General features: G+C 62.0%; 13 protein-coding genes. 9 read left to right on the top strand and 4 right to left on the bottom strand.

Annotation, left to right across the window (positions count from 1 at the left end):
• Positions 1-7 precede the first annotated feature (7 nt).
• The 3 genes from O9X62_RS06685 to O9X62_RS06675 are packed head-to-tail and all read right to left on the bottom strand — an operon-like array spanning position 8 to position 3,752.
• Positions 8-1,003 carry an ABC transporter substrate-binding protein gene (locus tag O9X62_RS06685; protein WP_269532022.1) on the bottom strand — a complete coding sequence of 332 codons (996 nt, stop codon included), beginning with the start codon at positions 1,001-1,003 and terminating at the stop codon, positions 8-10.
• Entirely contained in the window at positions 1,000-3,012 is a 2,013-nt protein-coding gene (locus tag O9X62_RS06680; protein ID WP_269532021.1) for an MFS transporter, read from the bottom strand. The genes O9X62_RS06685 and O9X62_RS06680 overlap by 4 nt, the downstream gene beginning before the upstream one ends.
• Positions 3,009-3,752 carry a hypothetical protein gene (locus O9X62_RS06675; protein WP_269532020.1) on the bottom strand — a complete coding sequence of 248 codons (744 nt, stop codon included), beginning with the start codon at positions 3,750-3,752 and terminating at the stop codon, positions 3,009-3,011. Before O9X62_RS06675 ends, O9X62_RS06680 begins: the two co-directional genes overlap by 4 nt.
• A gap of 194 nt (positions 3,753-3,946) precedes the next feature.
• Here O9X62_RS06675 and O9X62_RS06670 point away from each other — a divergent pair, with 194 nt between their 5' ends.
• Positions 3,947-5,761 (top strand): ABC transporter ATP-binding protein/permease, encoded by a 1,815-nt coding sequence (locus tag O9X62_RS06670; protein ID WP_269532019.1) that lies wholly within the window; start codon positions 3,947-3,949, stop codon positions 5,759-5,761.
• A 13-nt stretch (positions 5,762-5,774) separates the two neighbouring features.
• Here O9X62_RS06670 and O9X62_RS06665 read toward each other — a convergent pair whose 3' ends face one another.
• Entirely contained in the window at positions 5,775-7,892 is a 2,118-nt protein-coding gene (locus tag O9X62_RS06665) for a FimV family protein (protein WP_269532018.1), read from the bottom strand.
• A 238-nt stretch (positions 7,893-8,130) separates the two neighbouring features.
• Here O9X62_RS06665 and smc point away from each other — a divergent pair, with 238 nt between their 5' ends.
• The 8 genes from smc (at position 8,131) to O9X62_RS06625 (ending at position 18,835) form a co-directional block, all read left to right on the top strand.
• Entirely contained in the window at positions 8,131-11,643 is a 3,513-nt protein-coding gene (gene smc / locus O9X62_RS06660) for a chromosome segregation protein SMC (protein ID WP_269532017.1), read from the top strand.
• A 77-nt stretch (positions 11,644-11,720) separates the two neighbouring features.
• Complete coding sequence (locus O9X62_RS06655) at positions 11,721-12,818, top strand: HD domain-containing phosphohydrolase (protein ID WP_269532016.1); 1,098 nt, start codon at positions 11,721-11,723, stop codon at positions 12,816-12,818.
• Positions 12,819-12,920: 102 nt separating this feature from the next.
• Entirely contained in the window at positions 12,921-13,985 is a 1,065-nt protein-coding gene (locus O9X62_RS06650) for a cell division protein ZipA C-terminal FtsZ-binding domain-containing protein (protein ID WP_269532015.1), read from the top strand.
• 6 nt (positions 13,986-13,991) lie between these two features.
• The gene (gene ligA / locus O9X62_RS06645; RefSeq protein ID WP_269532014.1) at positions 13,992-16,091 is read left to right on the top strand and encodes an NAD-dependent DNA ligase LigA; all 2,100 of its coding nucleotides are present in this window, start codon (positions 13,992-13,994) and stop codon (positions 16,089-16,091) included.
• Between the two features lie 11 nt (positions 16,092-16,102).
• Positions 16,103-16,987 (top strand): UTP--glucose-1-phosphate uridylyltransferase GalU, encoded by an 885-nt coding sequence (gene galU / locus O9X62_RS06640; RefSeq protein WP_269532013.1) that lies wholly within the window; start codon positions 16,103-16,105, stop codon positions 16,985-16,987.
• Positions 16,984-17,433, top strand: coding sequence for a GNAT family N-acetyltransferase (locus O9X62_RS06635; protein ID WP_269532012.1), 450 nt, complete (start codon positions 16,984-16,986; stop codon positions 17,431-17,433). The genes galU and O9X62_RS06635 overlap by 4 nt, the downstream gene beginning before the upstream one ends.
• Positions 17,434-17,552: 119 nt before the next feature.
• The gene (locus O9X62_RS06630; RefSeq protein WP_269532011.1) at positions 17,553-18,299 is read left to right on the top strand and encodes an S-methyl-5'-thioinosine phosphorylase; all 747 of its coding nucleotides are present in this window, start codon (positions 17,553-17,555) and stop codon (positions 18,297-18,299) included.
• The gene (locus tag O9X62_RS06625) at positions 18,299-18,835 is read left to right on the top strand and encodes a peptide deformylase (RefSeq protein ID WP_269532010.1); all 537 of its coding nucleotides are present in this window, start codon (positions 18,299-18,301) and stop codon (positions 18,833-18,835) included. Before O9X62_RS06630 ends, O9X62_RS06625 begins: the two co-directional genes overlap by 1 nt.
• Positions 18,836-18,889: the final 54 nt, after the last annotated feature.

Raw genomic sequence — 18,889 nt, 5'->3', positions numbered from 1 at the left:
ATCGGGCTCATGCACCCACGACCTCGGCATAGCGCAGCATGCCGATAGGGGGGAAGCGCCCGAGCTGCCGCGCGGTTGTCATGTTCATCAAATAGGTAAAACGGGCAAGGGTATCCAGCGGCAGATCGGCCGCTGTTTTTGTGCCTTGGAGGATCTGCGCGGCCTTGAGACCGGCGAACTGGCCTGCGGCATAGTAGGGGCTGACGAGCCCGGCCAGGGCACCGCCCTGGCGCACGGGCTCCTCGGTGGCGGCAAAGGTGGCCACACCGGCTTCGGTCGCCCGGCTGACGACTTCGGCGGCGTGAGCGATCAGGAAGGAGTCGGAGGGCAGGTACAACCAGTCGGGAGCTTGCTTGAGCACACGCGCCAGCGTAGCGCTCAGTCCGGCTTCGTCCGGTTTGCCCGCGGTATCGGTCTCGATGGCCTCGGCATGGACCGATACCCCGTCCGCCTTGGCCGCCTGGGCCAGACGCGCTGCGGCAAGCACGGCATTCTTTTCATTGGGGCTGTAGATCAGCCCGAGCCGGCTCACCCTACCGTAGCGACGCATGGCCTGCCATTGCACGGTTGGGGGTGCCAGATGGCTCACTCCGGTGAGGTTGCGCAGGCTGGATTTCGTATCCGGCGCCAGACCCGCACCGACGGGGTCCGCCACGATATTGAACACGACGGGAATATCGCTGATATGCCTTGCCGGATCGCGCTCCGTATAGGTACCAACCGTGGCAATCGTGACGGTAGTGCCGAATGCGTAAATCAGATCGGGGCGCAGGGTACGCGCTTCAGCGACCAGGTCGGCGAGTTTTGCCTTGTCTCCGGCGGCATCTCGCACGATGAATTCGACCGGCATCTGCCGTTTCAAGTAGTCCATGAAGCCACGCTCCGCGGGCGTGACGCCGCGGTAAAGCAGCAGCATCACGCGCCGTGTCGGCGTGGTTGCCGCATTCAGCCATGGCGCGAGACCCAGCGCCACACCGGCATGCAGGCAATTGCGGCGGTTCATGTTGCCTCCTTGGCGATGTCTGGCTGGCTGCCGATACGCCAGATCACCAGCGTGAACAAGGTGGCGGCGATCAGGATCAGCACGCCCATGCCATAGAAGGCCCCCTTGAAACCAAAGGCCCCGATCAATACCGCCGCAATCAAGGGCCCCAGTACATTGCCCAGTCGTTCAATCAGCCGGAAGATACCTGTGGCCGTGGCTTGCCCCACCTCGGCCACGGCATCCTGGCAATAGTCGGTCACTAATGCGAGCTGCGGCGATACGCCGATCGCATGGGCCAAACCCAGCAACAGGATGGCGACCGAGACACCCATGGTGCCGGCGTCCAGGTAAATCACAAACATCGCACCCGATGCTGCAAAGCCCCCCAGACTGACAAACCAGCGATGCTTGCCGAGTCTGTCGGCCATTTGTGCGACTAGCGGCGAGAAGGCAATGATGGCCAGGCCATAGGCCATCATCACCCGGCCCACGGCAGACTGACTGTTACCCAAGGCCTTGAGGTATAGCGGCGCGGTGTAGTACAGGAATCCGGTCAGCGCGATCTTCGAAGGAATCGCTGCCAGGACGGTGATCACCACAAAGGGTTTGTGCTTGAGCAAGAGGCGGATATCACGCCAGCGCAGGGACTTGCGCACCGTGCCACTGAGGCGTTTGCGCGCCAGAAAACGCATGACGAAGATGGCTGCTGCCAGACTCAGCAGCGCCGACAACATGAACGTCGGCCGGAATCCGACACGCTCGGCAAGGATCCCGCCGATGGCAGCGCCAGATAGCGAACCGGCGAAGAATGTGGCGAGAAACATCGCCATGCCCTTGGTCCGCTTCTCGGCCGGCGTGTGGTTGGAGATATACGTCTGCGCGGTCACGAATACCAGGCCGTAACCCACGGCGGTCAATGATCGCCACAGAACCAGATCTATCAGTGTCTGAGAGGCCGCCGTCAGCAGCAGGCCCACCGTGGTGATCCCGGCCCCGATGGCAAAAGCACGTCGATAACCCAGCCTGTCACACCATAGGCCTGCCCAAGGCATGGCCATGGCCCAGGCAAACATGAACAGCGAGATCGGCAGACCCAGCGCGAGCTGTTTGGAGAGGCCGTAGGCGGGCGAGTAGAAGCCCTCCACAAACATCGGAAAGAAACTCAGCGACAGCGAGTCGGAAAAAATCAGCAGGAAGAAGGGCCAGCGTACAAAATCAACGGCCCCGGAGAACAGGGTGGGCCGCTCGCCGTCTTCATGCAGCTGCAGACCTCGGCTTGCCTCGGCAAACTGCGCTTGTGCCGAGGCGCGCAAGCGGCTGGCGCTGGTATTAAGCTTGGCGATCAGGGCATTGCTGGCATGGTTGAGTCGGCCAATGCCGCCGAAGTAATCCGTGGGCAGATAATGGGAGAAGTCACCTTTGCGCGCGGCCTGCCAACTCAGGTTCAACGCGGCGATGGGAGCGCCAACCATGGCGGCCATCACAAAACGCAGCAGCTCCAGTGCCGTGAGCCCCGCCACCAGCAGCACGGTGACCAGATCAAACATCAGCTCGTGAAGCTGGGCTTCCACGGTTGCCGCCGCCTGACCCACATGCAAGCTGCCGATGACGCCCTGACGGCTGCTGATCGGCAAGGCCGTATCCAGCCATTGGCCAACGGTGGCACTGCCGTCCATCTGGTGACGCCAGTGGGCCTTGAGCGCGTCGTCCTGAATCCCGCCGCTGGCATACAGCACCTGGCCATCTTGGCCAACCACGGCCAGATAACGCAAATCCGGGTTGTCGCGGCGAACCTCATCCAGCAGCGCCTCAACGCCCGTCAGTTTATCCAAGGGCATGCCCAGGGTATCTGCACGTTCGATAAGGCGCAGCACGCTATCGCCAACCACCGATACGGTCTTGGCCATTTCCGGCTCGATGGCCCCGGCAAACGGCCGCACCGATAACAAGGTAACGGCCAGCGCTGCCGCAATCAGCAACGCCGTTGCCAATATGGCCAGACGCCTTTGCAGCAGATGGGTCGTCATCGCGCACCGCCTATCTGTGCCTGTGCATTATCAATGGCAGCCACAAAATGCTGAGTTTCCGCGACCAGCTGGCGGGTGTCGGGCGGGAGGCTGGCGCCCGCCAGAACGGCCTCGGCATCGTCCAATTCGGCTGCGAGCTGCCGGGTCAGCCACCAGGCACCCAGCCAGGCAAGCGCGGCAGCGGCGAGCATGACGCCCAGCGCGCGCCAGAGCAGTGTCCAGAGCATGGTGTTACCGAGAGCGGTGATATCGCGATCATCGTAAGCAATCACGATCGCACCCGCCTTGCCACCATAGTTGTCGGTGAGACTCAAGCCCACCGCAGACTGGCTACCCGCCTGCCAGTACCAACTCGCATCCGCGGCGTGGTTATCGATACGGTCGGCCCAAGCGGTGAGTTCTCCCTCTCTCGCCTGACCGGCCACGGCCAGCGTTTTGCCTGCCGGGTCGATCACCCCGACATAGCTCACGGCTGGCCAGCTTTTGCGTGTTTCGGCAAACAGCGCGGGTAATCGGGCGTTCTGGTCGGGCAACAGCCCCAGCGACAAGCCCGCCTCCACGCTCTGCCGCAAATCCTTGCCAAGCGCCAGATAGCGCGCCTGATGCAGTTCCTGCACGGTTTTGCGGAAGTTCGCGTAGTTCAGGAAGGTGAGCAAGGCCACCACAAAGGCAATCACTAGCGCAAGCAGGCCGCCGATGCGAAACCACAGGGGCGCACGCTGGCGCAATGGGTGAGCCATGAAGATGAATACCTAGGGTTGATCGTCCCGGTCACGCTTGCGATCCTTCTTGGGCAAGGTCCACCAGACGATGAAGACGAGCAGCAGGCCGGCAATGCCGGCTTCGAGTAGCAACCATTCCATAAGCGTAGGGCTTGTTTTCTGTGAGTCTGTCATCATCATAGCGGGATACCCGCCCAGCCAGAACCCGCCTGATGACCTCCATGCTCCCCGAACTATCCGCCAAGTCCGCTCCGCGGGGTGACTGGCAGACGCTGAAAACACTCGCCCCGTACCTGTACCGCTACAAATGGCGCGTCCTTGCGGCCTTAGCCTGCCTTGCTGCAGCAAAGTTTGCCAACGTGTCCGTACCCTTGCTGCTCAAGGGCATCGTGGATCACCTTACAGCGCAGGGCAATGCGTTGTTGGCGGTACCCGTGGCGATGATCGTGGGCTACGGCCTGTTACGACTGGCATCCACAGCATTCGGTGAACTGCGCGACGCCGTGTTTGCCAAGGTAGCCCAAGGGGCGATCCGGCAGGTGGCGCTGGAGACCTTCGAGCACCTGCATCGCCTGAGCCTGCGTTTTCATCTGAACCGGCAAACCGGGGGCATGACCCGGGATATCGAGCGCGGTACCCGCGGCATTGGTTCGCTGCTGAGTTTCATGCTGTTCAACATCCTGCCCACCATTCTTGAAATCACCTTGGTGACGGTGATTCTGGTCACGCTTTATGACTGGCGCTTTGCCGTGGTGACGCTGGGCACCATCGGTGCTTACACGGCGTTCACGATTCTGGTCACCGACTGGCGAACCAAGACCCGGCGAGCCATGAATGATCTGGATTCGCGCGCCAATGTGCGTGCGGTGGATTCACTGCTCAATTACGAGACGGTCAAATACTTCGGTAATGAACCCTATGAAGCACGCCGCTACAACGAGGCGCTGTTGCGCTGGGAGGATGCTGCGGTCAAGAACGAGGTATCGATCGGCCTGCTCAACAGCGGCCAGAGCGGCATCATTGCCATTGGCGTGACCGGTCTGGTCTGGCTGGCGGCTGATGGTGTGGTCAAGGGCACCATGACCCTGGGCGATCTGGTGGCCGTGAACGCCTTCCTGATCCAGCTCTATACCCCGCTGAACTTTCTGGGTATGGCCTACCGCGAGATCAAGCAGGCACTTACCGACATGGAAAAAATGTTCGGCCTGCTCCACGAGCACGCCGAAGTGCAGGATGCGCCCGACGCCCAGACCCTGCAGACCAGCGCCGCCACGGTTGAATTTGCCGCCGTGGATTTTGGTTACGACGCCAAGCGGCAAATCCTGCAGGGCGTGGATTTCACCATACCTGCCGGCAAGACCGTCGCTGTAGTGGGCAGTTCGGGCGCGGGCAAAAGCACGCTCTCAAGGCTGCTGTTCCGTTTTTATGATGTGAGCAGCGGTGCCATCCGTATCAATGGCCATGATGTGCGCCAGCTGGCCCAGGCCAGCCTGCGTGCCCATATCGGTATCGTTCCTCAGGACACGGTGCTGTTCAACGACAGCATCTACTACAACATTGCCTATGGTCGCCCAGGGGCGAGCCGTGAAGAGATCATCGAAGCCGCACGCTCGGCGCATATTCTCGACTTTATCGAGCGCCTGCCCGATGGCTGGGAGACCACAGTGGGTGAGCGCGGACTCAAGCTCTCCGGCGGCGAGAAACAGCGTGTTGCCATTGCCCGCACCATCCTCAAGAACCCGCCCATCCTGATCTTCGACGAGGCTACCTCGGCACTGGACTCCCGCACCGAGCGGGCCATTCAGGCTGAACTCGCCGCCATATCCGCGAACCGTACCACGCTGGTGATCGCGCATCGGCTCTCCACCATTGTGGATGCCGACGAGATTCTGGTACTGGAGGCGGGCAGGGTGGTGGAGCGCGGAAGTCATCGCGAGCTACTGGCGGCGCAAGGCAGTTATGCACGCATGTGGGCACTGCAGCAGAGCGAGGCAGAGAAGCAGGATGCCGATACCGCGCCGGTATAGCGCATCCGCTAACTCAGGTTGGTGAAGTCAGGCGTACCAGCAGGTCTGCAGCGGCGAGCTTTTCGTCCTGGCTGCCTTCCATGAGGATACGCTCCAGTATCGCCGCACCGGCCTCCCTCTCGCCGCGCCGGATCAGTTGTCTGGCGTACTCCAGCTCGCTCAGTGGCGGGACTTCCACCGTGCCGATTTCAAAGTCGACGTCGTGCGGTAGCCTGATGGCATCGATATTCTCCGGCTCCCCAATGGCCGTGGGTGAACGATCCAGTTCGAACACCAGTGGTTGCGGTGAGGGAGCGCGCGGTGCCGGTGCAGCTGCTTCAGCGGGCGATTCACCCAAGCCATCAAACGGCATGTTCGCGGGGGGAGTGGCAAAGACCGGTGCCTTTGGCGCCAACTCCAACCCCATGCGTCGCACTTTGTCCCACATGGATTCGCTGGCAAAGCGCTGGTGGAAATCGGTAGCGACCAGCAGGAAGCGATCCGTTTCGCGGTGGTTGTACAGAATCTCCAGCAGCTGCATCCAGTTGATCACACTGGTGGGCATGCGCTCGATTTCAGACTCCAGCAAGGCAATGGCCCGGTCTACCTGACCATAGGCAGCAAGTACCGCCGCTTCGCTGGCGGCGCTGTTAAGTTCAAACACATCCATATTATCGGCCTGCGGTGAACTCGCCGACGTGTGCGGCCGTGTTGGCGAAGGTGCCGGTTCGCCCTCCAAGCCATTGTCCTCGGTGGGTTGGGGTGCACGGCTTACCGTATCAACCTGCAGACTTGAGGTCGCGTATTCATCCCCGAACGGGTCGCGGTGCGGAACGGTAAACGCCGCAGCCAGACGGTCTGCCTCGGTGCTGCCGCGGCGTCGGCCGCGCCGGCCCAGCCAAGCCATGATCGCCGCGGTGAACAACGAGGCGCCCAGCACCGCAATGCCGAGTTCCTGCCAGGCCGGTTTGGCCTGCCGCACGACCTGCTTTTGTGCAGCGTCGCGCTCGTCTATCGCACTGCTTAGCCAGCTCAGCCGCTTTTCGAGTTTTTCGATGCGGTTCTGCGCTTCCAGCAGTTTGGCTTGTTGCTCGCTCGCCTGATCAAGCAGCGCCTGTTCGCGCTCATTGAGTGCCGCTTCGGTCGAGTCCGTACTCGGCGCCGCCTGCGTTACTGCGGTGCGTGATATTTCGAGTTTGTCAGCGGTCGGTGCGACGGTCGCTGGCTCGGTTCGGGTTGGTGGCGTCACGGGAGGAGATGCGCTACTGGTTATATCCAGCGTAGCCGGCAACAACAGCAGCATGCCTGCAGGCAGGGCTTTTTCGCCATCTCGCGGCAGGCCGGGGTTCAAACGGCGCAGGGCAGCCACCAATGCCTTTTTGCGGGCGGGTTGATCCGGGTAGAGGTTGCGGACAATGCTATACAGCGAATCACCCGGCTGGACGGCCCAATTGCCTTTGGCCTCACCCAGCGGATCGGCACGGGCGATCAGGGGCGGGGGCGCCTTGAATGGGTAACCATCCGGTAGCGGCGCCGCGCTATCCGCTGGTAAATTGGGATTCAGTGCGCGGGCGCTGCGGATGAAGTGCCGGCGGGCGTCGGGCTGACCGGGGTAGTGTTGGCGTGCCATGCCCAGCAGGCTGTTGGCCGGCACTGAAGCGGGGCCCTTGGCTTCAAGGGGAGGTGCCGGAATCGCCGATTGTGGGAGGCTGATCGCCGTCCCTACTGATGGCACCAGAGCCTGGGTGAGCTGGCCGCTGTCGGGTGGGTCCAGCAGGAAGGTGTAGTCGCGCCGGACTTCGGCACCGTGGCAGCGCAAACGCACGGTCAGTCGGGAGATCGGCTCCAGCAGCGCGCCTTCGCTGTAGATCATCAGCGTAGCGCTACCCGTCTTGTCGGGGTTCAGCTCGATTGCCGTACGCCGCGGCACCCCATCCTCGCCGCCATCGTAAAGTGTGGTGCTGATGCAGTCCGGACGCGGCATTGCTTCTGACTGTGCCTGGATTATGACCCGCGCATCCAGCGCCTGACCCAGACGTGAGCGAAGCTGCAGTTCACCCAGCGTGGCGGCGTGCGGTGCCACCGTGAGTAACACGGCCAGATAAACCGGGTTGAACCACACCGTTTGCAAGGTTCGCGTCTTCCGCGCCATTGCTTCTGACTCCAGGTGCGACAGCGTCGCTTATAAGAAAGCTATCGACTGATTCGCTTCAGGAATCAAGGCAAAACCGGTTTTATCCACCATATATTTTGTGGTTATCGCCATTTTTGCCGGTTTGGCCGCAAGGGAATGCGACGTGTTGCCGTGCAGACCTTATCGTTTGCCACGGCATGCGCGTGATATGCGCTGAATTGATTACAATCCGCCGACCTGTCTTCCTGGTTATCCCGTGCGCCTTACCCACGTCAAACTTGCCGGCTTCAAGAGCTTCTGTGATCCCACCGCGATTCCCGTGCCGGGCCAGCTGGTGGCTGTCTGCGGCCCCAATGGCTGCGGCAAGTCCAATGTGATTGACGCGGTACGCTGGGTGCTGGGTGAGTCATCGGCCAAGCAGTTGCGCGGCGAATCGATGCAGGATGTGATTTTCAACGGCTCCAACACGCGCAAGCCGGTAAGCCGCGCCGCAGTGGAGCTGGTATTCGACAATAGCGAAGGCCGTGCTGCCGGTGCCTGGTCGCAATACGGCGAGATCAGCATCAAGCGTATGCTGACCCGGCAGGGGGAATCGTCTTACTACATCAACAATCTGCAATGTCGCCGCAAGGATATTGCCGATCTGTTCCTTGGTACTGGTGTGGGTACGCGCGGGTACGCGGTGATCGAGCAGGGTATGATCAGCCGCATCATTGAAGCCCGCCCCGAGGAGTTGCGGGCGTTTCTCGAAGAGGCCGCCGGGGTCTCCAAATACAAAGAGCGCCGCAAGGAAACCGAGAGCCGGATCGCCGATACGCGTGAGAATCTCGCTCGCGTGGACGATATCCGTCAGGAACTGGTTGGCCAGCTTGAAAAACTGGATGCCCAAGCTGCCGTGGCCGCGCAGTACAACGAGATGCGCGCCCGTCTCACCGAGCGCCAGAATCTGCTGGCACTGCAACGCAAACTCGATGCTGAGCGCGACGCCGCCAAATGCCGCGCCGAGCTGGCTGCCGCGCAGACCTCGCTGGAATCGCAGACGGGACGTCTGCGCGACATTGAAGCGCAGATCGAACACCTGCGTGAAACCCATTACGACGCCACCGACGCCGCCAACCTGGCCCAAACCCACCTTGCCGACGCCACCGCCACCGTGGCACGCATGGAGCAGAAGTTGCTCCACCTGCGCGAGACGCGGCAGCGCCTGACCCAGCAACAAGCCCAGGCGCGCCAGCGGCTGGATGAGCTAGGGCGCAGCAGCGAGGCATTGGGTGCCGAACAGGGCGACTGGGCGCTGCGCAGGGAGGAGGCCGGTCTGGCGCTTGAAGACGCCCAAGCCGCGTTGATGGAGGAGCAAGCTGCGCTGCCATTGCTGGATGAGGCTTTCCGGGCCGCCGAGTCAGCACTCAGTGAGGCCCAGTTGGCCTTCTCGCATGCCCGTCAGACCCGGCAGCTCGCTGAACAGCAGCGCCAGCACCTGGAGCGAAGCCTGAGCCAGCTTCAGCAGCGCCGGGAAAGGTTGGAAAGCGAGCGCAACAGCCTGCCCAAGGCAGACACCAGCGCGCTGGATGACAAGCGGATGGCGCTTGAAGAGCTGGGGATGACGCTGGAAGACGCGCAAACCCGCCTGGAAACGCTGGATGCCAATCTGCACGCGGCCGAGGCCGAGCGCACAGCGCGCCGTCATGAAGTCGAGCAATTGCGTGCCGAACGGGCCGAACTCTCTGCCCGCCAGGACGCATTGAGCAAGCTGCAGGCACAGGCAGGTTCAGACAAAGCCGTGGACGCTTGGCTGGCCAAGCATGGCTTGCAGAATGCGCCGCGGCTGTTCCGCCAGATCCGCATTGAAAGCGGCTGGGAAACCGCCATGGAAGCCATCCTGCGCGAGCGCATGAATGCAGTGCTGGCGGGTGAGCTCGGCAAACTGGATGCGGCGCCGGGGCGGATCAGCCTGATCGACGGTGCCTTGGCGCCGGCGCCCCGTCCTGGTGCCTCCGCCCGTGGGCCCGGTGTAAGCGCCGCATCCGGGCTGGTGACCTCCGATAACCCGCAAGTACAGGCTGCGATCACGGATTGGCTCGCCAACATACTGTGCGTCAACAACGACGCCGACCTGCTCGCCCAGCAGGCCTCACTCCAACCCGGCGAATTGATGATTGCCCGCTCCGGCCATGCCGTCAGCCGCCATGCCATTCACTACTATGCGCCAGACAATGCCTTGGCCGGCGTGCTCCAGCGGGAGCGTGAGCTTGAAGAGATCGACCTGCGTCTGGGCGACTGTACGGTGGCACTGGAAACCGCCACCACGGCCCTGCATGCGGCAGAACAGCGGCAAGGCGAGCTACATGCCGAGTTGCGCCACGCCCGTACCAAGCTGGATGCCTTGCGTCAGCAGCGGGGCGAGAAGCAGGTGGAACTGGCGCGGCTGACTCAGGCTTTCGATCAGGCGCAGTCACGCCGGCAAGCATTGGATGCCGAACTCGATGAGCTGACTGCCGAAGCCAGCGAAGTGGCGCTGGAGCTGGAACAGCTGACGCTGGAGTCCGATGAAGCCGCGGCCGCCTTGCCTGGCCTGGAAGTGCGGGTCGAGACTGCTCGTCACGCCAAGGTGGATACCGAATCTGCGCTGGATGTGCAGCGTAGCCGTTTGCGGCAAGCCGAACGGCAGGCCCAGGAAGCCGGCTTTGCCGTGCAGGCTGCAGAGGCTCGGCTGGCCGAATTCACCCGGCGCAGCAACGATCTCAAACAACAGATCGACGAGGCGCGGTTGCGACTCGAAGAGGCCAGTTTTGATCTGGAAGGCATCGATGAAGGCGAGTTCGATGTCGGCTTCCAGGATGCCGTGAACCATCGGGCGGAGAAGGAGCGGGCGCTGGCACTGGCACGCGACGCGGCTAACGCCGCGACCAACGCGCTCAAGGAAAAAGAGCTGGAGAAGCAGCAGGTTGAGCAAGGCTTCGATCCGCTCCGCGACAGGCTGGGGGAGTTGCGCCTCAAGGAACAGGAAGCGCGGCTCGCTGAAGAGCGCTTTACCCAGGAACTCGATGAGGCGCAGGCCGATGTGGCGGCATTGTTGCCGCTGATTGGCGACGGTCTCAAAGTCAGCACGCTTACCAGCGAGATCGCTCGTTTGGCGCAGGGCATTACCGCCTTGGGTAATGTGAACCTCGCCGCGCTGGATGAGCTGAATGCGGCCCGTGAGCGCAAGGATTACCTTGACGCGCAGGCGGCCGATCTCACCGAGGCGATGGAAACACTGGAAAGCGCCATCCGCCGTATCGACCGTGAAACCCGTGCGATGCTGCAAAGCACCTTCGATACGGTGAACGGTAACCTGCAGTCGTTGTTCCCGCTGTTGTTCGGCGGTGGCCACGCCGAGCTGATCCTCACCGGCGAGGAGATACTCGATGCCGGTATTCAGATCATGGCGCAACCGCCGGGCAAGAAAAACGCCACCATCCATCTGCTTTCCGGTGGCGAAAAGGCGCTCACTGCGCTAAGTCTGGTGTTCGCACTGTTCCAGCTCAATCCGGCACCGTTCTGTTTGCTGGATGAAGTGGATGCGCCACTGGACGACGCCAATACGGGTCGTTTCTGCGAAATGGTCAAACGCATGGCCGAGAAGACCCAGTTCCTCTATATCAGTCACAACAAGATCACCATGGAAATGGCAGATCAGCTAATCGGGATTACCATGCAGGAACAAGGTGTCAGCCGCGTGGTCGCGGTTGATATCGAAGCCGCACTGCAAATGCGCGAAGCCGCCTGACGCCGCCCAGTGGCGAGCAGCAAAGCCGCTGTACCGGTTTAACCGCCGTTGCGTTGCCCAACACCCTAGGAGCAGGCATGAACGTCGCTGAAGTCGATTTCGAATTGCTGCCGGATGTCATGACCGAAATATCGGACCACCTGCCGGCGCTGGAAACCGACATGCAGGAACTGGTCCGTTATCCCGACTCGGTGGATCTGGTCTCCAGCGCATTTCGCCATGTCCATACGATCAAGGGTGACTTCGTCTACTGCAAGGCCACGCCGATTGCCGAGCTGGTCAATCTGGTCGAGAACGTGCTGCAGGCACTGCGCGAACATCGCTACGCCTGTTCCCCCTTTGTGTGTGAGGCGGTGTTGCAGAGCATGGACCGCGTGCGGGAAATGGCGCGGGTGCTCAACACCACTCGCCGTTTTGATGAAACCCCGATTGGTGGCTTGCTGCGAGCGGTGGAAGAACTCGGCATGGCCATTGGCCAGCCCGCCGCCGATCAGGCCGCGCGCCATGTGCTGATCGCTGCGCATGATCCTGGCGATCTGATTCCCAGTGGTCCGGTCGTGGTGGCCACGCCGCCGATTCCCGCTGCCGTATACAGCGTTGCACACCGTCAGGGATTGCTGCTGTCGCAGTGCCTCGTGCAGCGTATCCCTGCATGGCATGATCGCGCGGAACGCCAGCTGGAACTGGTCCTGGCGCTCAACCAGCACTATCCCCAGCCCCAGAACGTGCAGGCACTTACGCTAGCCGTGCTGTGGCACGACGTCGGCATGCTGGCGCTGCCTGATGCCATGCTGGACAAGCCACCGGCCAATGCCAAGGAAGCAGGCTGGGAACTCTGGACAGGTCACCCGGAACGATCGGCACAATGCCTGCAAGCGCTCGGCAAGGGGCTCGATGAAGCCGCGCTGATCATCCGGCAGCACCATCACTGGGCAGATGGCCGAGGCTTCCCCTCGCGCACACAACCCTTGCATCCCGGTGCACAGATGCTGGCTTGCGCGGATCATTTCTACTCCAGTGTGCACAAGTACGGTGGCGACGATCGTCGCGGTGCCTTGCGTGCGGTATTCGATATACATGGTGGTCTGGATACCCGTTTTGATGCCATGCTCGTCAACGCCTTTACCGCCATGGCGCAGAGCTGGGCGGCCGAGGGCAGGGCAGCAAACGGCTAGGCCACCTTGCAACACTTTCCCCCAGTCCTTGGCGCATCCCGGTCTATCCGCTAAGCTCCCGCGCAAACCTAAGCGGGCCACTCGCGCCCGGAGAGCTGTTGCATGACCGAATTTCACTGGATTACCCTGGGTCTGGGCGTCGCGCTGGTCGGCGGTGTCTGGGGCTATAACGCTTGGCAAGAATGGCGTTTCAAGAAGCGCGCCACAGAAGCCTTCGCGCGCAACCATCCCGATGTGTTGCTGGAAACCCCCAAGAACATGGTGCGACAAGGCGAGCAGGGCATGCGCCTTGAGCCTTCGCTGATGCCTTCTGCGCCGGTGCTGGGCGCGGCGGTAACGGCGCCCGCCGAATCGGTGGATCTGAGCGATTCGCTCGCACTGGCGGTAGCGGTACTGGACCCCGCCCTCGATTACATTGCTGAAGTGCATCCCGCCGAACCAATCGATTTCTCGCAAGTGCCGACGATCGAAGTCGGCAAGCGCGTACGCGCGCTAGGTCTCGCCGATAACGATGAGTGGGAAGTCATTCGCCCCGGTCAGCGCTACCACGAGTTGCGCGTTGGCGTGCAGCTGGTGGATCGCCAGGGTGCGGTCAGCGAGGCGCAGCTCATTTTGTTCTGCGAGCAGATCAGTGCCTTTGCCGAAGCCGTGGGCGGTGTGGCCTCGTTCCCGCGTCGCGAAGACAAGCTCGATGTCGCCCATGAACTCGATACATTCTGCGCCGATGTCGACATGCAGATCGGCCTCAGCGTGGTTTCCAGCCGTGCGCCGTTCCCGGTGAGCCGGTTGACGCCCATGATTGAAACCGCCGGCTTGGTGCTCGAAGCCGATGGTGCCTTCCATGCCCGGTCCGAATCCGGCCAGCCGCTGTTCATTTTGTGTGATCGCCACCACCGCCCGATGGACGCGCTCGATGAAACCCCGTCGGTGACGCTGCTGCTCGATGTACCACGCGTAGCCGGTGGCGAACAGGCGTTTGATCGCATGGCCGATCTGGCACAGCAAATGGCGCTGACGCTCGGTGGTGATCTGGTCGATGACGACAACCGCTCGCTCAAGCCGGCCGATCTGGCCGCCATCCGCAAGCAGCTGGTGGCCCTGTATGGCCGCATGGACGACCGTGGCATCCCCGCAGGCGGTGTGGCCGCGCTGCGCCTGTTCTCCTGATCGGCCATGAGCGACGCCGATATCCAGCGCGCAGCCGACTTGCGCGATCAGCTCAACCGCTATGCCCATGCCTATTACGTACTCGACGCGCCCCTGGTGCCCGACGGCGAGTACGACCGCCTGTTCAATGAACTAAGCGCCCTCGAAGCCGCCAACCCGGCGCTGCGCACGGCCGATTCGCCCACCCAGCGCGTGGGCGGCAAGCCGCTCGATGCGTTTGCGCCCGTGCGGCACGTGATTCCCATGCTGTCGATCCGCACCGAGACCGATTCCGGCCCCGGTGGTGCGGAGACTTTCGATACGCGTGTCCGCAAGGAACTGGCCCTCACCGAGGCCGATGCGCCGGTTGAATACGCCGCCGAACTCAAGTTCGATGGTCTCGCCATCAGCCTGCGCTTTGAGGCCGGCGTGCTGGTGCGCGCCGCCACGCGCGGCGATGGCGAAACCGGTGAAGACGTCACCCAGAACATCCGCACCATCGGCCAGATTCCGCTGCGCCTGGCGGGCGTTACCGCACCGGTGCTGGAAGTGCGCGGCGAGGTCTACATGCGTCGCGATGATTTCGACGCGCTCAACGCCCGCCAGCAGGAGAAAGGCGAGAAAACCTTCATCAACCCGCGCAACACGGCCGCCGGTGCTGTGCGTCAGCTGGATCCGAAGATTGCCGCGCAGCGCCCGCTGAGCTTCTTTGCCTATGGCTTGGGCGAAGTCGACGGCTGGACTGTACCGGCCACCCACAGCGGCATGCTCGATGCACTGGCTGCCATGGGTTTTCCGGTGTGCGCCGACCGCGTCGTCGCGCAGGGCGCGGCGGGTCTGATTGCCTTCCACCAAGCTATCGCTGCCAAGCGCGATGCCTTGCCGTTCGATATCGACGGTGTGGTCTACAAGGTCAACGCCCGCGATCTGCAAGAACGCATGGGCTTTGTGAGCCGAGAACCGCGCTGGGCCGTGGCGCATAAATACCCGCCGCAGGAAATGCTGACCACCGTCGAGGACATCGATGTGCAGGTCGGCCGCACCGGTGCGATCACCCCGGTTGCGCGGCTTGCGCCCGTGTTTGTGGGCGGCGTCACCGTCACCAACGCCACGCTGCACAATCTGGACCGCATCCGCGAACTCGATGTGCGGCAGGGCGATACCGTCATCGTGCGCCGCGCGGGCGATGTGATACCCGAGATTGTCGGCATCGTGGCCGAGCGCCGGCCCATGGTGGAAGAAGCCGTTGATCTGGTTGAAACCCGCACGGTGCCGCAGTACAAACCGTTCGAGATGCCCACTGCCTGCCCTGTGTGCGGCTCGCATGTAGCGCGTGAAGAGGGCGAGGCAGCCTATCGCTGTACGGGCGGCCTGGTCTGCTCGGCCCAGCGCAAGCAGGCCTTGCTGCACTTTGCTGGCCGCCGCGCCATGGATATCGAAGGGCTGGGCGACAAGCTGGTCGATCAGATGGTGGATGCCGGTCTGCTGCGTACGCCGGCCGATATCTACAAACTCGGCATCGTCAAACTGGCCGCGCTGGAACGCATGGCCGAGAAGTCGGCCAGCAACTTGTTGGCAGCCATCGAGACAAGCCGTAACACAACGCTGGCACGCTTCATTTACGCACTCGGTATCCGCAACGTAGGCGAGGCCACCGCCAAGGATCTGGCACGGCATTTCGGCAAGCTGGATGGCTTGATCGAAGCCGCCACACAGCCCGATGAGGCTGCTGCGATTGCCGCTTTGCAGGCCGTGCCGGATATCGGTCCGATTGTTGCGCAATCGATCCGCGACTTCCTGCTTGAGCCGCTGAATGTGGAAGTCATCGAACAACTACGCGCAGCCGGCGTAAGCTGGCCCGAATCCGAACCGAGCGAGCTGCTGGCCACCGGCCCCTTGCTGGGTAAAACACTGGTTATTACCGGCACGCTGCCGACACTGAGCCGCGACGATGCCAAAGCGTTGATCGAAGCCGCAGGCGGCAAGGCCGCGGGCTCGGTCTCCAAGAAAACCGATTATCTGGTAGCCGGCGAAGCCGCTGGCTCCAAGCTCGATAAAGCGCAGGAACTCGGCATCCCCATACTGGATGAAGCCGGTTTGCTGGCGTTGATCGGGCAAACCTCATAAGGGTTCATGCCATGCAAAAAGTCACCAAAGCGGTCTTTCCCGTTGCCGGTATGGGTACACGCTTTCTGCCGGCCACCAAGGCCAGCCCGAAAGAAATGCTCAATATCGTGGACAAGCCGCTGATCCAGTACGCCGTGGAAGAGGCCGTGGCCGCAGGCATTACCGAGATGATCTTCGTCACCGGGCGCAACAAACGCGCCATCGAAGACCACTTCGACAAAGCCTATGAGCTGGAAACCGAACTCGAAGCCAAGGGCAAACGCGATTTACTCGAGATAGTGCGCAATGTGCTGCCCAAGGGTGTGAGCTGTGCTTATGTACGCCAGCCCGAAGCCCTGGGTCTGGGTCATGCCGTGCTCTGCGCCAAGCCGCTGGTGGGCGACGAGCCCTTTGCCGTGATTCTGGCCGACGACCTGATCGATGCCAAAAAGCCGGTCATGCGTCAGATGGTGGAGCTGTACGACGACACGCACAGCTCCGTGATCGGCGTGGAAGAAGTCCCGCGCGAGGAAACCAGCTCCTACGGCATTGTGGTCACCGAGGCCGACAGCAGTGGCCGCCTCAAGCTCACCGGTATTGTCGAGAAACCCAAGCCCGACGAAGCCCCCTCAACCCTTGCCGTGGTGGGCCGTTACGTCCTCTCGCCACGTATTTTCCGCCACCTCACCACGGCCCAGCCGGGTAAAGGCGGGGAAATCCAGCTCACCGATGCGATTGCCGCCTTGCTCGATGAAGAGCGGGTAATTGCTTTGCCCTTTGAAGGCACGCGCTACGACTGCGGTTCCAAGCTGGGTTATCTGGAAGCCACGCTGGCCTACGGTGCCAAACACCCGGAAATTGGCCCGGCGTTCACCACTTACCTGCAGCAGTTTTGCGCCACGGTGATCCAGCGATGAAGCTGCGTGAACTGCATGCGCACGACCAGATCGATGCCGCCGCCAAGTTGTTTGATGCGTATCGCCAGTTTTACGATCAACCCAGCGACCTCACAGCATGCCGCACCTGGCTGCACATGCGCCTGAGCAGTGGTCAATCGCGAGTATTCTTGGCGGAATCTGGCGGTGAGGTGCTCGGCTTCATGCAGATGTACCCTGGCTTCTGCTCGGTTGCGCTGGCGCCCATCTGGACCCTGTACGATCTTTATGTCACGCCTGCGGCCCGAGGGCAGGGCGTGGCCGGCGCTCTGCTCGAACAAGCCCGCCAGGTGGGCAAGCAAAGCGGTGCAGCCTATCTGCAACTTTCCACCGCCCATGACAACCATGCAGCGCAATCGGTCTACGAGGCGCATGGCTGGCAGTGGGACACCGTGTTTCGTACCTACACACTCAGCCTGGATGTCTGACGCAGGCGCTTGTCGCCCCCGCGTTTTTGGCGCCTAATTGGTCTATGTAAACCTGCTGCACCATCTTCGCAGGCTCAAGGGCGCTTCCAAGGCAGTCCACAACAACAAGGGAGAATTCCATGCTTGCCATTATTGGCGGTACCGGCCTGACACGGCTGCGCAATCTGCAAATCACCCATCGTCAGGTGATTCGCACGCAATACGGCGAACCCAGCGGCGCGCTGACCTTTGGCGAAATCAACGGCCAACAGGTCGTTTTCATCGCCCGCCACGGCTACGGCCACACCATTCCGCCGCACGAAATCAACTACCGCGCCAATATCACGGCGCTGGCCGAACAGAAGGTCAAGCGCGTGATTTCGGTCTGCGCCGTGGGTGGCATCCGCGACAACATGCCACCCGGCACACTGGTGTTGCCGCACCAGATCATCGATTACACCTACGGACGCAAGCACACCTTCTTTGAAGGCGGCGACAAGCCCGTTACGCATATCGATTTCACAGAACCCTACTGCCATGAGCTGCGTGAACGCATTCTCAAGGCAGCCGGCGCCAGCAAGCAGGCGCTGATCGATGGTGGCACCTACGCCGCCACCCAAGGCCCGCGTCTGGAAACCGGTGCCGAGATCAACCGCATTGCCGGCGACGGTGGCGATATCGTCGGCATGACCGGCATGCCCGAAGCCGCCCTGGCCAAGGAAGCCGGTCTCAGCTACGCCGCGATTGCCGTGGTCAGTAACTGGGCGGCCGGTCGCCGCGAAAGCCGCTATGAAATCGATATGGATGCCGCCGAGTCGATCTTCGACGAGGCCATCGAGCGCGTACACCGCATCCTTGAAGAAGTGGTCAAGGTAGACGCTGACTAATGGCTATCCGTCCCATCGTCAAAATGGGCGACCCGCTGCTTCTGCGGGTTGCCGACCCCATCGAACCCGAGGAATTCGGCTCGGCTGCCTTGATGGATCTGATTGCCGACCTCAAAGACACAATGGTCGCCATGAACGGCGCCGGCATTGCCGCCCCGCAGATTGGCGTATCCAAGCAGATCACCATCTTCGGCGGCTTCAAGAGCGCGCGTTACCCCGATGCCGAGGCCGTGCCGTTCACGATCCTGTGCAATCCCGTGCTCACGCCCATGAGCGATGAGATGGCGGATGACTGGGAAGGCTGCCTCAGCGTGCCCGGTATGCGCGGCGTGGTGCCACGCTACACACAACTGCGTTACGAAGGCTTTGACGAACACGGCCAGCCGATTGATCGCGCCGTGAGCGGCTTTCATGCCCGCGTGGCGCAACATGAGTGCGATCACCTGTTCGGCATGCTGTACCCCATGCGTATCAAGGATATGCGCACCTTTGGTTTCATTGATGCGCTGGGCCTGGGCAATCTGCCGGATGAATAGACTGGCAAACTAATTGCTAGGCTAGTTTCCTCAACACCACATAAAGATCGAGCG

Source organism: Chitinimonas sp. BJYL2, from assembly GCF_027257935.1.
Lineage (GTDB): Bacteria > Pseudomonadota > Gammaproteobacteria > Burkholderiales > Chitinimonadaceae > Chitinimonas.
This window is presented reverse-complemented; position numbering and strand designations above follow the sequence as displayed.

Coding starts and splice junctions, on each gene's coding strand:
- O9X62_RS06685 (WP_269532022.1), bottom strand. CDS start 1,003: ATGAACCGCCGCAATTGCCTGCATGCCGGTGTGGCGCTGGGTCTCGCG.
- O9X62_RS06680 (WP_269532021.1), bottom strand. CDS start 3,012: ATGACGACCCATCTGCTGCAAAGGCGTCTGGCCATATTGGCAACGGCG.
- O9X62_RS06675 (WP_269532020.1), bottom strand. CDS start 3,752: ATGGCTCACCCATTGCGCCAGCGTGCGCCCCTGTGGTTTCGCATCGGC.
- O9X62_RS06670 (WP_269532019.1), top strand. CDS start 3,947: ATGACCTCCATGCTCCCCGAACTATCCGCCAAGTCCGCTCCGCGGGGT.
- O9X62_RS06665 (WP_269532018.1), bottom strand. CDS start 7,892: ATGGCGCGGAAGACGCGAACCTTGCAAACGGTGTGGTTCAACCCGGTT.
- O9X62_RS06655 (WP_269532016.1), top strand. CDS start 11,721: ATGAACGTCGCTGAAGTCGATTTCGAATTGCTGCCGGATGTCATGACC.
- O9X62_RS06650 (WP_269532015.1), top strand. CDS start 12,921: ATGACCGAATTTCACTGGATTACCCTGGGTCTGGGCGTCGCGCTGGTC.
- ligA (WP_269532014.1), top strand. CDS start 13,992: ATGAGCGACGCCGATATCCAGCGCGCAGCCGACTTGCGCGATCAGCTC.
- galU (WP_269532013.1), top strand. CDS start 16,103: ATGCAAAAAGTCACCAAAGCGGTCTTTCCCGTTGCCGGTATGGGTACA.
- O9X62_RS06635 (WP_269532012.1), top strand. CDS start 16,984: ATGAAGCTGCGTGAACTGCATGCGCACGACCAGATCGATGCCGCCGCC.
- O9X62_RS06630 (WP_269532011.1), top strand. CDS start 17,553: ATGCTTGCCATTATTGGCGGTACCGGCCTGACACGGCTGCGCAATCTG.
- O9X62_RS06625 (WP_269532010.1), top strand. CDS start 18,299: ATGGCTATCCGTCCCATCGTCAAAATGGGCGACCCGCTGCTTCTGCGG.